13 protein-coding genes are annotated in these 14,459 nt (G+C 31.4%); 5 read left to right on the top strand and 8 right to left on the bottom strand.

What is annotated here, in order from left to right; genetic code table 11:
- Nucleotides 1-118: 118 nt before the first annotated feature.
- Nucleotides 119-445 carry a hypothetical protein gene (locus CLCY_RS09835; protein WP_048570953.1) on the top strand — a complete coding sequence of 109 codons (327 nt, stop codon included), beginning with the start codon at nt 119-121 and terminating at the stop codon, nt 443-445.
- A 49-nt stretch (nt 446-494) separates the two neighbouring features.
- On the opposite strand, the gene CLCY_RS09830 is transcribed toward CLCY_RS09835, so the two are convergent.
- The 3 genes from CLCY_RS09830 to CLCY_RS09820 form a co-directional block, all read right to left on the bottom strand.
- Complete coding sequence (locus CLCY_RS09830) at nt 495-1,259, bottom strand: exodeoxyribonuclease III (protein ID WP_048570952.1); 765 nt, start codon at nt 1,257-1,259, stop codon at nt 495-497.
- Between the two features lie 146 nt (nt 1,260-1,405).
- Entirely contained in the window at nt 1,406-3,331 is a 1,926-nt protein-coding gene (locus CLCY_RS09825; protein ID WP_048570951.1) for an aconitate hydratase, read from the bottom strand.
- A 25-nt stretch (nt 3,332-3,356) separates the two neighbouring features.
- Nucleotides 3,357-4,793 carry a beta/alpha barrel domain-containing protein gene (locus CLCY_RS09820; protein ID WP_242844971.1) on the bottom strand — a complete coding sequence of 479 codons (1,437 nt, stop codon included), beginning with the start codon at nt 4,791-4,793 and terminating at the stop codon, nt 3,357-3,359.
- A 365-nt stretch (nt 4,794-5,158) separates the two neighbouring features.
- Between CLCY_RS09820 and proB the strand changes: the two genes are divergently transcribed.
- From proB to CLCY_RS09800, 4 genes are all read left to right on the top strand, one after another.
- Nucleotides 5,159-6,292, top strand: coding sequence for a glutamate 5-kinase (gene proB, locus CLCY_RS09815; protein WP_048570950.1), 1,134 nt, complete (start codon nt 5,159-5,161; stop codon nt 6,290-6,292).
- A 27-nt stretch (nt 6,293-6,319) separates the two neighbouring features.
- Nucleotides 6,320-7,576, top strand: coding sequence for a glutamate-5-semialdehyde dehydrogenase (locus tag CLCY_RS09810; protein ID WP_048570949.1), 1,257 nt, complete (start codon nt 6,320-6,322; stop codon nt 7,574-7,576).
- Between the two features lie 250 nt (nt 7,577-7,826).
- Entirely contained in the window at nt 7,827-8,777 is a 951-nt protein-coding gene (locus CLCY_RS09805; protein WP_082141787.1) for a tyrosine-type recombinase/integrase, read from the top strand.
- Between the two features lies 1 nt (nt 8,778).
- The gene (locus CLCY_RS09800; protein WP_048570948.1) at nt 8,779-9,378 is read left to right on the top strand and encodes a helix-turn-helix domain-containing protein; all 600 of its coding nucleotides are present in this window, start codon (nt 8,779-8,781) and stop codon (nt 9,376-9,378) included.
- A 363-nt stretch (nt 9,379-9,741) separates the two neighbouring features.
- Here CLCY_RS09800 and CLCY_RS09795 read toward each other — a convergent pair whose 3' ends face one another.
- The 5 genes from CLCY_RS09795 to CLCY_RS09775 form a co-directional block, all read right to left on the bottom strand.
- Nucleotides 9,742-10,968 carry an Ig-like domain-containing protein gene (locus CLCY_RS09795; RefSeq protein ID WP_048570947.1) on the bottom strand — a complete coding sequence of 409 codons (1,227 nt, stop codon included), beginning with the start codon at nt 10,966-10,968 and terminating at the stop codon, nt 9,742-9,744.
- Between the two features lies 1 nt (nt 10,969).
- Complete coding sequence (locus CLCY_RS09790) at nt 10,970-11,314, bottom strand: hypothetical protein (RefSeq protein ID WP_048570946.1); 345 nt, start codon at nt 11,312-11,314, stop codon at nt 10,970-10,972.
- Nucleotides 11,315-11,440: 126 nt separating this feature from the next.
- A complete protein-coding gene (locus tag CLCY_RS13915; RefSeq protein WP_048570945.1) occupies nt 11,441-12,154 on the bottom strand; it encodes a zinc ribbon domain-containing protein in 714 nt (237 codons plus the stop codon).
- Nucleotides 12,155-12,166: 12 nt separating this feature from the next.
- Complete coding sequence (locus CLCY_RS09780) at nt 12,167-13,159, bottom strand: SHOCT domain-containing protein (RefSeq protein ID WP_048570944.1); 993 nt, start codon at nt 13,157-13,159, stop codon at nt 12,167-12,169.
- A 52-nt stretch (nt 13,160-13,211) separates the two neighbouring features.
- Nucleotides 13,212-13,553, bottom strand: a complete 342-nt coding sequence (locus CLCY_RS09775; protein WP_048570943.1) for a hypothetical protein — start codon at nt 13,551-13,553, stop codon at nt 13,212-13,214.
- Nucleotides 13,554-14,459 lie beyond the last annotated feature (906 nt).

Here is a 14,459-nt window from a genome sequence, read left to right as displayed (position 1 = left end):
ATCTTATATTATAACAAACTATATAGTATTAAAACACTATCTATTTCATATAAGCAATTATGTGCACATAGGCATAAAATTTTGCTATAATGTATTTATATTGAGAGGAGGATTAAAAATGGCATTACTTACACAGTTTCTCATAACACTTATAATTGCAATTGTAGCCTTAGTTGCTTACAATTTTCTAAAGCCTTTTATATTTAAGAAAGCTATCCCTAACAAGTGGGTTATTCTTTCTTTACTTATCATAGCCTTCTTTACACCACTACTTTTACCAATGCTTTATTCTAATATTATTGGTTCATCTATTTTCTTTATTTTAATAACACTACTAGCACTAACCTTTGTCGATGTATTAAGAATAGAAAAAGCAGAAAAGAACAAGCCAATCGTTGGAAAGCCTAAAGCAAAGCCAAATAGATCTAACAAAAACCCAAGATAGTATACATAAAAAATCTCTACTGAAATTACTCAGTAGAGATTTTTATTCACTAAAAACTTAATTTTACTCTTATTGGACAATGGTCTGAGCCATAAACTTCATTTAATATATCTGCCCCTTCAACATTATCCATCATATTGTTAGATACAAAGTGGTAATCTATTCTCCATCCTGTATTTCTCTCTCTTGCCTTAAATCTATAACTCCACCAAGAGTACTTTATTTCCTCTTTATGTAGGCTTCTAAACACGTCTGTATAACCATTTTCTATAAACTTATCTATCCATGCTCTTTCAATTGGTAAAAATCCAGATGTTTTTTCATTTGCTTTTGCATTTTTAATATCTATCTCTTTATGTGCGGTGTTGTAATCTCCACATATTAGAAGTTTTTTCCCCTTATCTACTTCACTATTGCAATAATCTAAAATTGCATCATAAAACTTTAGCTTATAATTCAGTCTTTCCTCGTCCTTTTGTCCATTAGGAAAATATATATTTAGCAGCGTAAAAGTTTCAAACTCTGTAATTAAAATTCTTCCCTCATTATCAAATTCTTCTATCCCTATCCCCTGCTTAACAGAAATTGGTTTTATCTTAGTATATGTAGCAACTCCACTATAGCCTTTTTTCTCAGCGTGGGAAAAATAAGAATAATAATCCTTAATATTTCTAGTCTCCTCAGTTAAGTTTCCCTCTTGTAGTTTAGTTTCTTGTATACATAATATATCTGGATTATATTCTTCTATATAATCTAAAAATCCTTTTCCCATAATAGCCCTAAGACCGTTAACATTCCATGAATGTATATTCAAAAATATCACCTCTTAATAATCTTTTCATAATAAAAGATTACCACAAAGTGTAATTTATAGATATAGTCATGTATTTAATTGAATATATAAAAAGGCTGTTAGCAAGCATTTGCTAACAGCCTAAAAATTCTTAACGACTACTTATCTTACTTAGAAGCATTCTTTGTAAGATTTAAAAGTCCTCCGAACTTAATCATATCTTTTTGTCTATCTGTAACACTTAGAATCATAGTATATGATTCTCCCTTTGTCTTGTTTTCAACAACTATCTTACCTGTTTCAACTTGCGCTAAAGCTCCATTTACTTCTAGAACATCACCTTCTGATATTCTATCGTAATCAGCTTCATTTTCAAATACAAGAGGCATGATACCGTTATTAATAAGGTTTGCCATATGTATTCTAGCAAATGACTTTGCAAGAACTCCCTTAACACCTAGGTATAGTGGAACTAAAGCAGCATGCTCTCTACTTGAACCTTGTCCATAGTTTGATCCACCAACTATGAATCCTCCACCATTTTCCTTAGCCTTCTTTGGGAAGTCCTTATCACAAGGAACTAGACAGTGGTCTGAAAGGAAAGGAATGTTTGATCTAAATGGTAGAAGTTTAGCGTTAGAAGGCATAATGTGGTCAGTTGTAATGTTATCACCAACAATTGTTAATACCTTTCCTTCTACCTTATCTGCTAGTGGCTTAGCCTTAGGGAATTCCTTAATGTTAGGTCCTCTAACAACCTCAACATCATTTCCTTCCTCTGCAGGAGCAACCACAAGATTATCATTTATTACAAATTCTTTTGGCATTTCAACTCCAGCTTCTACATCTACGCTTCTTGGATCTTCAATATATCCTGTTATAGCTGATGCAGCTGCAAGCTCTGGGCTTACGATATAAATTCCAGCTGAAACTGTTCCACTTCTTCCTTCGAAGTTTCTATTGAAAGTTCTAAGTGAAACTGCATCTGTAGCAGGTGATTGTCCCATACCTATACATGGTCCACAAGCACTTTCAAGTATTCTAGCACCTGCTGCAACAAGTTTAGTTAATGCTCCATTTTGTGAAAGCATTGTAAGAACTTGCTTAGATCCTGGTGCAATTGCAAGTGATACGTGTTCTGCAACTGTTTTTCCTTCTAGGATTTTAGCAACCTTCATAAGATCAAGGTATGATGAGTTTGTACAGCTACCAATAAGGATTTGATTAACCTTTGTTCCCTTAAGCTCTGTAACATTCTTTATATTATCAGGGCTATGTGGACATGCAGCTAGAGGTTCTAAAGCTGAAAGATCAATTTCAACTACTTCATCATATACAGCATCTGCGTCAGCTTCAAGACGAACAAAATCCTCTTCTCTTCCCTGTGCTTTAAGGAATTCTAGGGTTTTATCATCACTTGGGAATATTGATGTTGTTGCACCAAGTTCTGCTCCCATGTTAGTTATTGTTGATCTTTCTGGTACTGTAAGAGTACTAACTCCTTCTCCACAGTATTCAAATATTCTTCCAACTCCACCCTTTACAGTAAGTCTTCTTAAAAGCTCAAGAATAATGTCCTTTGAAGCTACCCAATCATTTAGCTTACCCTTTAGTTCTACCTTAACTATCTTTGGCATAGTGATGTAGTATGCACCACCACCCATAGCAACTGCAACATCAAGTCCACCTGCTCCGATAGCTATCATACCAATTCCTCCACCTGTTGGAGTGTGGCTATCTGAACCTAAAAGTGTATATCCTGGTATACCAAATCTTTCTAATTGAACTTGGTGACAAATACCATTCCCTGGCTTTGAGAAGTAAATACCATGCTTTTTAGCAACACTTTGAATATAAAGATGATCATCTGCATTTTCAGGTCCTGTTTGTAGTGTGTTGTGATCTATATATGCTACTGATCTTTTAGTTTTTACTCTATCAACGCCCATAGCTTCAAATTGAAGATAAGCCATTGTTCCTGTTGAATCTTGAGTTAGTGTTTGATCTATCTTTATAGATATTTCTTGTCCTGGAACCATTTCTCCTGAAACTAGGTGATTCTTAATTATTTTTTGCGCTAATGTTAATCCCATGTGTTTTCCTCCTAAACTTTCGAACTTACCTTTTAGATGTTTCTAAATTTTTGTCTTGAACACTTCTAAAAGTACCTCTTTTGCTTTTACAAACTTTATAGTCTATAACTTCAACTTTTTTATCATCAGAAAGCTCTTCAAATGTAAGCTTTACTATTTTTTCAAGTTCATCATTTCCAATAACTGATGTTCTACCATCTGCATATTGTTCATCTACCCATTCCTTAACAGTTATAACTCTTGGATCTCTTTTATTTATTTTTTTGTCATCAGTTAGTCTAAAGAATGTATTTATCCAAGCTGCTATTCCAGCAAGTCCAGAGTACTCATTTACAGCAACAACTACTGGTCTATTTAAAATCTTTCCAGTATCAAAGATATTGTATATTTCTTCATCCTTTAATATTCCATCAGCATGTATTCCCGCTTTAGTAACATTAAAGTCACTTCCTACAAACGGAGTTTTATGAGGAATTTGATATCCTAAATCCTTTTCAAAAAGCGTTGCTATATCAGTTAAAACAGTAAGGTCCATATTTTTAATACTTCCCTTTAACTGTCCATACTCAACTATCATAGCCTCAAGTGGACAATTCCCTGTTCTTTCTCCTATTCCTAAGAGAGTTGAACTTATTCCCGCGCAGCCATATAACCATGCTGTAGTAGAATTTGGAACAACACTATAAAAATCATTGTGTCCATGCCATTCAATCCACTCTGATGGAACATTGCAGTAATGTGTAAATCCGTGCATTATTTGCTTTACACTTCTAGGAAGAGCTGCCCCATCATGACATACTCCAAGTCCTAGGGTATCACATGCCCTAATCTTTACCGGCATATTAGCCTTTGCTGAAAGTTCCATAAGACGTCTTACAAGTGGCACTACAAAACCAAAATAATCTGCTCTTGTAATGTCTTCTAAGTGACATCTTGGAATTATTCCGTTAGCAAGTGCTTCTTCTGCTATCTCTAGGTATTTTTCCATAGCTTGTTGTCTAGTTAGATTTAGTTTTTTAAATATATGATAATCAGAACATGACATTAGGATACCAGTTTCTTTAATGTTCATGTTTTTTACTAATTTAAAGTCTTCCTTATTTGCTCTAATCCAAGCAGTTATCTGAGGAAATTCATATCCTCTTTCAATACACTTTTCAACAGCCTCTCTGTCTTTTTCAGTATATAGGAAGAATTCACTTTGTCTTATTATTCCTGAACCATTATCTAATTTATGAAGATAATCAAATATCGTTAATATTTGTTCTACTGTAAAGGGAGACATTGACTGTTGACCATCTCTAAAGGTAGTATCAGTAATCCATACATCCTTTGGCATATTCATCGGAATATTTTTATTGTCGAATACTACCTTAGGAATTTCTGTATAAGGAAATATATCTCTATATAGATTAGCCTCAGCTACATTTTCAACTTCATTATCACATTTATATGAATGCATTACGTTAGTTTTTTCGTTTAGTTGTATATTGTTCATACTACATTCTCCCCCTTACCATAATTGTATACAAATATACTTGAGCGTATAAATCTATTATATAATACTTACACTATTGTATGCAAGAATTTTTTTAGTTTTTGTGTTAATTTTTCTTAACTCCCAGTTTACCATTGTTTTTCTCTAATTTATTCTTATTTACTTAAATTATCTATATAACTTATTACTTTACAAAATAACTTTTTTATATTCACTGCCATATGCTTCCTTTATAATCCACTATACCTTGCTATATTTTGTTAATGCAACTTTCATTTGAACATGATATATATTGATGATACAATATTCTGTATATAAGGAGGGAATTTATGTTAGGCAACAGAGAAGAACATATAAAAAATGTAAAAAGAATAGTAGTCAAGGTTGGGTCCTCTACTTTAACATACGAAAACGGTAGAATCAATATATCACAAATAGAACTTATAACAAGGCAATTAGCAGATTTACATAATAAGGGGTACGAAGTTATTCTTGTAAGCTCTGGAGCTATTGGTGCAGGAATCGGAAAACTTGGAATGAAAAAAAGACCTTCCACAATTCCTGAAAAACAAGCTGCCGCTGCTGTAGGCCAGGGATTACTTCTTCATATGTATGAAAAGCTATTTTCTGAGTATGGACAAACAATAGCACAAATTCTTCTAACTAGAGAGGATATGACAGATAGAGTAAGATTCTTAAATTCTAGAAATGCCCTATTTTCTCTTTTAGAAATGGGTGTTATTCCTATTATAAATGAAAACGATGCTGTTATTGTTGATGAAATTAAATTTGGTGATAATGATACCTTATCAGCACTAGTTGCTAGCCTTGTTGAAGCAGACCTTCTTATACTATTATCTGATATAGACGGTCTATATAACGATAATCCTCGTAAAAATCCAGATGCAAAGCTTTTTAGCTGGATAGATGAAATAACAGATGAAATCGAAAAATGTGCAGGTGGTGCTGGAAGTAGTCTTGGTACAGGTGGAATGGTAACCAAGATTCGTGCAGCCAAAATTGCGGTTTCATCAGGAAGTGTTATGGTTATAGGAAATGGTTCAAATCCTTCAATTATAAGAGATATTGTAGAAGGTAAAGAAGTTGGAACTTGGTTCAAACCCACTGATGTCCCTCTACAAGCTAGAAAAAGATGGATCGCTTTTAGTAAAAAACCTATGGGTACAATTAAGGTTGATGAAGGTGCTTCCCCTGCTATTTGCAAAGAAAATAAAAGTCTTTTACCTAGCGGGGTTCTTGGTGTAAGCGGTTCTTTTGATGAAGGAGATCTTGTCACGATACTTGATAATAATGATGTAGAGATTGCAAGGGGACTTGTAAACTATCCATCACATGAAATAGAAATAATAAAGGGTCTTAATTCTTGTGAAATTGAATTAAAGCTAGGTCATAAAAACTATGATGTTGTAGTTCACAGAGATAACCTAGTTTGTTTAAAATAATATAATTTACTATAGGGGGTATCAACAATGAACATTAGAGAATCTATAATTTCTAAAACTAGTGTTTCTAAGGAAGCTGCCAGAAAGCTTTCTTCTATTTCTACTGACATTAAAAACAACGCTCTTTTAAATATGGCTAAAGGACTTCGTGAAAATGCAGAAAAGATAGTTTCAGCTAACTCAAAGGACTTAAAAAATGGTGAGGCTAAGGGACTTTCTCCAGCTCTACTTGATAGACTAATGCTAGATGAAAATCGTATAAATGATATGGCAATTGGTCTAGAACAGCTAGTAGCCTTAAAGGATCCAATTGGAGAAGTTTTAGGAATGCAATTAAATGCAGATGGACTTCAAATAGGAAGAGTAAGAGTTCCACTTGGAGTTATAGGAATAATATATGAAGCAAGACCAAACGTTACAGTTGATGCAGCTGGGCTTTGCTTAAAGTCAGGCAATGCTGTTGTTTTAAGAGGTGGCTCTGAGGCTATAAACTCTAACATAGCTATAATTGAAGTTATATCAAAATATGCATATGAAGCTGGAATTCCAAATGGTGCAATTCAATTTATTGATGTAACTGATAGAGAAGCAGTAAATGTAATGCTTAAACTTAATGACTATCTAGATGTGATTATACCTCGTGGTGGAGCTGGTCTTATAAAGACAGTTGTTGAAAATTCAACCGTTCCAGTAATAGAAACAGGTACTGGTAACTGCCACGTTTATGTGGATTCTTCTGCTGATTTAGAAATGGCAAAGAAAATCGTTATAAATGGTAAGACACATAGACCTGGAGTATGTAATGCAACTGAATCACTACTTGTTCATAAGGATGTTGCAAATGAACTTTTACCAGCTGTATGCAAGGATCTTCAAGACCTTGGAGTTGAAATCAGAGGATGCGATGTCACTCTAAATCTTGTTAATGGTGCAATTCCTGCAACTGATGAAGATTATGGAACCGAATTCCTAGACTTTATTATTTCTGTAAAGGTAGTTGACTCTATTGATGAAGCAATTGAACATATATATAAATATGGAACAAAACACTCTGAGGTAATAGTAACTGAAAACTATAATAATAGTAGAAAGTTCCAATCCGAGGTTGATGCTGCTGCTGTTTATGTAAACGCTTCAAGCAGATTTACCGATGGATTCCAATTTGGATTTGGTGCTGAAATAGGAATAAGTACACAAAAGCTTCATGCAAGAGGCCCTATGGGACTTACCGAACTTACTACTACTAAATATATTATTAATGGTAGCGGTCAAATAAGAAAATAAGTTATATTGACTCATATGGTTAATTATGATAACATATTCTAGTAGTGCCACTGTGGCGGAACGGCAGACGCATTCGACTCAAAATTATATATTTAATAATCTAAGTATATAATCTATCGCCACCGTTGATTTATCAATGATTACAACAAAATAAATTAAGAGTATTAACTCATGTACGATTTTGATTTTAACTATCAAAACTTGTATATGAGTTTTTTTATGCTCTTTTTTACTTAGGAGGTGTAACTATATGAAGAAGAAAATAAAAATAACTCCACCTAAAGATATTACACTTGATAGAGGTGCAGATGAGTTTATAACTTATTGTGAATTTAAAAACCTTCGTCCTGCTACAATTAAATTTTATAATGCAACTTTAGAAGGTTACATCTATAAGGTTTTAGACCCAAAATTTCCAATAAGTGAGATAACTCCTTCTATAATAGAGGATTTAATACTTTATTGTAAAGAAAGAAACTTAAAAGATGTAAGTATAAACTCTATGCTCCGAGGGGTTCGTGCTATATTCAACTACTTTATGAAATTAGATTATATGGATAAGTTTGAAATAACACTTCCAAAACAAGATACCCCAATTATTGAAACTTACACAGATGCAGAAATTGAAATCCTACTAAAAGAACCTGATAAGAGAAAATGTACTTTTAGTGATTATAGAGATTGGGCTATGTGCAATTTTCTACTTGCAACTGGATGTAGATTCAAAACAATAATAAATGTAAAAATCAGAGATGTTGATTTTGATAATAACCTTATAACTTATCGCTATACCAAAAATAGGAAAAGGCAAATTGTTCCACTATCCTCTACCCTAAAACACGTTTTATATAAGTATTTAAAAGTAAGGGATGGTAAAGATGATGATTACCTATTTTGTGGTATTTATGGTGATATGCTTGACGAAGGTTCAGTATCACAACACCTAAGATTTTATAACAGAAAAAGAGGGGTTATGAAAACTGGAATACATAGATGGCGACATACATTCGCTAAAAAGTGGATTTTAGAAGGGGGCGATGTATTCTCATTACAAACCATGCTTGGTCATTCATCTATGGAAATGGTAAGAAGATATGTAAATATGTTTTCAACCGATTTAAGTAAAACTTTTAGTATATATAATCCATTGGATAACATGGATGTATATAAAGAAAAAATAACAATGAGGGGGCGTAAATAAAATGTCAGGAATCACATATACCAAATTCCCTAATTATGTTTGGGAATCAAAAGAATTAACAGTACAAGAAAAGTCTACACTATTTACATTGTTTCTAAGATTACACAATGGGAAAATGACTTGTTTTCCAAAACTTGAAACCATAGGGGCTTGTATCCAAAGAAGTCCTAGAAGTGTAAGTAGATATTTAAAATCTCTTGCAGAAAAGGGATTTATAAAAATCCAAAATAGAGGTCATAAAAGTAATTTATACACTATTCTTTGTGGCATAATATGGGATGATAATACTGATAGTATGGTTGAACTTAATGAATCCAACTGTGCAGAAAATAAAGATCCTGAAATTGAACAAAGTGCCATTAAAACTATGGAGAAGGTAAACTCTGTAGTTGAAAGAAACACTTCACCTGCTACCACTAATAAATCATACCCAAAATATAAGAAGAAAAATACAAGCGACTGGAATCCTACAACTAAACCAAAAGATGAATATGCTTATGATATGAGCAAGATTAAACAACAACTAAGAGATAATGCTAGACAAGCATACGAAGAAATTAAAGATAATGGAAAAAGGACTCTAACAACTGGTAATTGTTAAAGCCCTACAAATAAATATCTTCCCAAATATTTATATCTTACATATTATTGTATCAGATTTTTTTAAAATTACAAGTATGTAAGGTTTATTCCTTATACACTTTTTTAGAAATTACCTAATTAAGTGTTTTTGTTATGTCCAAAATTATTATATGGTAATTTACTACATATTACCCCTTCTAACTAATGATTAAAAGGACTATTTCTTTACCTAAATGCTGTATAGATAACTTATACTACTGAGTATAACAGGACAACACTGCCAATTCATCAAGACAAGGTGTTCAACTTACAATATGACATGGGTATTTGCCTAATATAATAAGTTAATATGGTTTATTTAATAAATATATATAACTAACCCCTAATAAATTGGTTTTAAGGTAATTACGATAGATGCAACGTTTGTAGTATCTAATTCTGTTGCTGTTAGTGTAAAAGTACCAACGTCAGTTAAACTTCTTAACTTAATATAATCATATGTTATTTCTTTAAATTCAATATTACTTTGTGCTACATTTCCAAAATCAATACCGAATATCCATTTCACTCCTGTTTGTTCAATTCCACCGACGATTTTATGAGGTGTATATGTTACGATGCTACCCTTTTTCAAATTAGCAACTCCTGCTGTAGAATTACTTGTAAAATTAAGTACCATTGATGTTGATGGTGGTTCAGGTTCAACTGGTGGTTCTGTAGGTGGTGTAACTACAACTTCATTTATAGTAGTTGCAATAGTTTGAGTGTATGTCTTAAAATCCTTACCGACAAATGAAACTGTAATATTTGCCGTTCCAACTCCTACACCTGAAACTAGTCCATTTGCATCAACTGTAGCAACTGCTGTATTATTTGAAGCATATGTTATAGTAGGACTTGTTAATACTGTTCCATTTTCAGTAACACCTGCTGTAATTTGTTGAGTTACTCCATTATCTATGCTTATTGATGTTGGTGCTACATTTAAGGAATATGTATATACAACTGATATAGATTCATAAAGCCATCTATCTGCTACCTCTGTTTGCCAATCGTCATTAGTATTCGATGTACTTGCCTTGCAATGAAGAATGATTAATCCTTCCTTGGTTTCGTCAATTCCTTCAACCTTCCATGCTCTCCTAAACTTTAAAATCTTTTGGTCTATTTTAACTTTCTTAGTAGTTTCATTACTTTTAAGTATTATAAGCATCTCATTAGCAACTGTATTAAAATAACTAGTAGTATCTAATCCAATAGTTTTGGCTTCAAACAAACATGACTCTTGCCTTACATCTAAGGTAGATACTTTAGTTATTGCATCTGTTGTACTAAAATTAAATTTAATATGGTCTATACACCTTCTAATAGTATATAGGTTGTAAATACCATGAGATAAATCTTCCTTGTTCAATATGAAGTAATTTATATTATTATAGGTAAATATATCACCTTGCTTTAATGGGTAATCAGTAATAAAATGCTTATCATCCTTATTATTTGTATTATCTTTTATCTCCTTGAATACGCCCCTAAATTGGGTTGTATTAATAGTACATAGTCGACCGCTGCGTTTTATCATGGTATCATATAAATTTTTAATAGTCATATTACCACTTCCTTACGATAAAAGGTTTTATAATAGATGATTGCTCTTTTACTTCCATATCAAGTATTCTATCCTTAATCTTATCTATTCTTTGTTCAAGATACTTACTAGCAGAATCAATACTAAATCCTGTTGTATCATCAGCAACCCTTCTCATAAGATCTATATCGTTTGAAACGGCTTCAAGAATTGATACTATAGATAATAATAGTTGCTTTTCCATTGTAGTTTTATTGTATATAGCCGTTGCATTTAGTCCATTTTCTTCAAGATACATAGTATATACTGCATCTGTAAAATAATCTTTGTTTGATAATTCTATTTTTAATCTTTCTAATACGTTCATTGTTGTTCCTCCTTTATTAAATAGCGATTCGTTATTGAGTTTTGGGACATAAAAAAGGACTCGTAATTTAAATACGAATCCTTAAAGTTTATAGTTGTTATTAAACTTTCTATATCTTATAAGTAATTATAAATCATTACTTAATCCTTGTGCTTTTGTTTCTACTGTTTCCTCAAGACCTTTTAAGATATCTGGTTTGATTACTTTTAACTTATCAAGAGTAGATGTAAATTCCATCTTTTTATTTGATATATCTTGGTTATAAGTCAGTAATGAACCTGTTGGGCTTATAGACTGTTCATATATTCTACCATAAGAAGAATATAACTCTGTTAATAATTTATATGCTTCTTGATTAGCAGATGATGGTTTATTTAAATCTGTCATTAGGTTATCTATATTTTTCTTAGATGTTTTAATCTTATCATACATACCTCTTTCAGTAAATTTCTCTTGTAAATTCTTTATTGATCTATTAAAATCAGCGTTATATGCTGTACTACTTATTGCAGAACTCCATGAAGATGATATTGTATTACAAATGACTTCTACAATTTGGAGTTCCGATGCAATTTCTATTGTTGCAGTATGAAATTTATCTTCATATTGTTTTTCTGCATGAACCCTAGTATAACTAGTATAAGATGTTATACCTATAACCATTAATACAAAACATGCAACTGATACCATTATCATTTTCTTATTTAACTTCTTCTTTTTTAATGTTAAATTTTCATCTCTGACTATTGGATTAAAACTTCCTTCTAGTAAACTTTCACCACAATTACCACAGAACTTACTACCTTCAAGATTTTCTATACCACACTTTTCACAATTCATTTAAACATCCCCCTATATCCTTTTTAACAATTCTTGTTTTTTTTCATTAAATTCTTCTTCAGTAATTATGCCTTGGTCTTTAAGTTCTGCTAATTTCTTTATTTCATCATAAACATTATTACTTGAATTAGTATTATTACTTTCAATTCTATGTTTATTAAAATTGATTTCTTTCTCTGGTATCAGTTTCAGTAGAATTTTATAAGCATTATTATCTAAAAATATGTAACTTAGTTTATCTTCATTATTATAAAATTCTAATATAGTTTCTCTATTATCAACTATATTTGTTTCAGATGTTATTGGCGTACCTTCTATTTTCTTTCTACTTCCAACTACTGCACCAACTCCACCTGCAAGAACTGCTCCTGCTACAGCACCACCTATTGAAGAACCTCCACCTTTGATTTCTCCACCCGATATATTGGTTTCAGTATACATGTCACCTTGTATTTGGAATGTAGTTATTTGATCAATAGGAATTTCTACTTTAGGTACATCATAGTTAATATATTTTTCAAAAACAAAATGTAACTTATCACATTCTTTCCACATGATATACCTACATTTTTCTTTCAATTCGTTAACATCAGATTGCTTAACTATTACAGTATTTATCTTCTTGTTTTTAGGAATTTTATGAAAACTATAATATTTTTCTATTTCATCTTGTATTTTTTTAATTTTAGTTGCTTTTTCTTTTTCGAAAACATCTCTTTCTTTTCTTAAATATTCATTATGTTTTGGATGCAAATATTTTCTATCCCATAAGTATCCTATTATTGGTGGTAAAATAAGCATTCCAATTACAAACTTCTTCCACCCTATATAATAGTCTATAGAAAAAACAAAACTGGATTTAAATAATAAATCCTGAAAAATTATTATAAATATAGGAATTAAAAATCCTAATAATATCCCTCTATTTTTTGGTGGTCTAAGTATCTTCATTTGACTGGTTATTTCACCTTTTCTGATTTCATCAATTTCTTTCATTTCTTTCATTTAAACACCCCCATTGCCATGACTATACACTTGCCCTATATTACAAAAATCACTAAATCATATTGAACTTTTCTTCCGTTTCTTCTGGCATAACCCCTTTATTCTCTATAACAAAGCAATCATGGCTTTTGATTTCTTCTATAGCCTTTTCTACTGTTCTATAAGTCCCTTGCTTATGATATTTAAACTTTTCTTTATTTCTTATATCTCTTTTATTTTTGTGTAATAAAACTACTACCATCAATCCATTATTATTTTGTTCTTTAATTCTCCAATCATCAAATACACTCTCTAGTAATATTTCATCAAATATCCACTCGATTCTATATTGCATTTTTGCTACATCTTTATTTATTTCATCTTTACTTGTTTTTATTAGTTTTTCATTAAACATTTAAACACCCCCCTATTACCATGATTATACATTTTTTCAAAATGTTATTCAAACATAATTAAGGAGATTAAAATTATTTAAAGCACCTAAAATTTTTTATGGGGGAGAAAGGTATACTAACCCCTTTTCTCAGAATAAAAAAGGGAGTTTAGGATTCTATGATGTAATGAATTGTTACTTCATCAATTAATACATAAAAAAGGACGTAGTTTTAACCTACACCCTTATAATATTATGTAACCTTTCGCTAAACAAAACCTTAGCGAATAGTTTTATTCATTTTTAAGGCATTTTCATGTTATTTAGGTACTTTTATATGTATTGATATATAATAAGACCTTATTTTTGATGAGTCCATGACTCACGAACACTATCTATAACCTCATTTTATCTAACACAAGATAATACATATTATCTAGTATAAATGCTACAACCATTGGTATTCGTACATTCTAGTCAACTTGTATTAACGATATTATTATATACATTGGAATTATACATACAATACGTCAATATACATAGTTTATACACCGTTTATATACTGTAGTTTTAAAATCTCCAACTGATAGTATGAATTGACCTGTCACGTTGAATTGACGTGTCCTGCCCACTATTGGGAATTTAATATCATAGATACTTCCTATAGTTATAATATTTATTTTAAATAAAAATTTTTCAAGGTCGATTTTTCGGCTATGAGAATTCAAATTTGATTTTTCAGAATAGATATTTAGGTAACATGGCGTGGTTTTGTGAATAATTATTTCTCATATCATTTCCCAACTATTAACCACTATATTATCATTACATTACCACTACCACATCACCTATATAACCACACACCATAAACCCATATAAATAACACCTAATACGAACATTATTCGTATCAGGTCATCATACTAAATT

It is taken from the genome of Clostridium cylindrosporum DSM 605 (assembly GCF_001047375.1).
GTDB classification, from domain to species: Bacteria; Bacillota; Clostridia; order Clostridiales; family Caloramatoraceae; genus Clostridium_AB; species Clostridium_AB cylindrosporum.
Note: the sequence above shows the minus strand (reverse complement) of the source record. Positions and strands in the feature narration are given on the sequence as shown.

Bases quoted from the DNA above. Each gene is read 5' to 3' on its own strand.
- CLCY_RS09800 (WP_048570948.1), top strand. From the start codon at position 8,779: ATGTCAGGAATCACATATACCAAATTCCCTAATTATGTTTGGGAATCA.
- CLCY_RS13915 (WP_048570945.1), bottom strand. From the start codon at position 12,154: ATGAATTGTGAAAAGTGTGGTATAGAAAATCTTGAAGGTAGTAAGTTC.
- CLCY_RS09795 (WP_048570947.1), bottom strand. From the start codon at position 10,968: ATGACTATTAAAAATTTATATGATACCATGATAAAACGCAGCGGTCGA.
- CLCY_RS09805 (WP_082141787.1), top strand. From the start codon at position 7,827: ATGAAGAAGAAAATAAAAATAACTCCACCTAAAGATATTACACTTGAT.
- CLCY_RS09820 (WP_242844971.1), bottom strand. From the start codon at position 4,793: ATGCATTCATATAAATGTGATAATGAAGTTGAAAATGTAGCTGAGGCT.
- CLCY_RS09810 (WP_048570949.1), top strand. From the start codon at position 6,320: ATGAACATTAGAGAATCTATAATTTCTAAAACTAGTGTTTCTAAGGAA.
- CLCY_RS09780 (WP_048570944.1), bottom strand. From the start codon at position 13,159: ATGAAAGAAATGAAAGAAATTGATGAAATCAGAAAAGGTGAAATAACC.
- CLCY_RS09835 (WP_048570953.1), top strand. From the start codon at position 119: ATGGCATTACTTACACAGTTTCTCATAACACTTATAATTGCAATTGTA.
- CLCY_RS09790 (WP_048570946.1), bottom strand. From the start codon at position 11,314: ATGAACGTATTAGAAAGATTAAAAATAGAATTATCAAACAAAGATTAT.
- CLCY_RS09825 (WP_048570951.1), bottom strand. From the start codon at position 3,331: ATGGGATTAACATTAGCGCAAAAAATAATTAAGAATCACCTAGTTTCA.
- proB (WP_048570950.1), top strand. From the start codon at position 5,159: ATGTTAGGCAACAGAGAAGAACATATAAAAAATGTAAAAAGAATAGTA.
- CLCY_RS09775 (WP_048570943.1), bottom strand. From the start codon at position 13,553: ATGTTTAATGAAAAACTAATAAAAACAAGTAAAGATGAAATAAATAAA.